The following is an 815-nucleotide window of genomic DNA, read 5'->3' on the forward strand; positions in this document are numbered from 1 at the left end:
GGAGGAATGTTTGGCGATGGCCGCGCAGGCTATCCGGGACGCCGATAACCGCCAGTGGATGCCGGGGGTCTGCTGGACCGAGTACGCGCGCGGGATCCTCGACCTCGGGCTGGGCCGCTACGAAGCGATGCTCGACCGAGTGGACCGGGCGATGACCGGCCCCACCCGCCATGCGTTCCTGTGGCGGTATTCCTGGCCGGACTACATCGAGGCCGCCGTTCGGGTGGGCGATCCGCAGCGCGCCCGGGACCGGCTCAGGCGCTACACGGAATGGGCCGAGTCCACCGGGCGGCCCGCACCGCTCGCCATCCTCCACCGGGCCCGCGCGCTGCTGGCCCCCGACAACGCGACCGGGCCGCTGTACGAGCGGGCACTGGCCCTGCACGCCGAAGGACGGCAGCCCTTCGACGAGGCACGCACCCGCCTGGTCTACGGCGAGTGGCTGCGCCGCACCAGGCGGCGCGCCGAGGCACGCACCCAGCTCCAGGCCGCCATGGAGGCCTTCGACCGGATCGGCGCGGTTCCCTGGTCTGACCGCGCGGCCGCCGAGCTGCGCGTCACCGGGCTCTCCCTACCGGACCATGCCCGTGCCGGAGATCCACTGGACGTGCTGACACCGCAGGAGCTCCAGGTGGTACGGCTGGCCGTCACCGGCGCATCCAACCGCGAAATCGGCGCGCAACTTTTTCTGAGCCCGCGAACGGTCGCCTCCCACCTGTACAAGGCCTTCCCCAAGCTAGGCGTAGCCTCCCGCGCCGAACTGGCACGGCTCACACTCGGCGATAGATGATCGGCTGCGCGGCGACGCCGTTGGC

The 815-nt window shown here is 71.7% G+C and carries 1 protein-coding gene; it reads left to right on the forward strand.

Going from position 1 to position 815, the window contains the following annotated elements; genetic code table 11:
• On the forward strand, positions 1 to 790 hold a 790-nt coding region (locus ABN273_RS59270; RefSeq protein ID WP_349458608.1), incomplete at its 5' end, for a response regulator transcription factor.
• Between the last annotated feature and the right edge of the window lie 25 nt (positions 791 to 815).

The organism is Nonomuraea sp. B19D2, assembly GCF_040137845.1.
Classification (GTDB): Bacteria; Actinomycetota; Actinomycetes; order Streptosporangiales; family Streptosporangiaceae; genus Nonomuraea.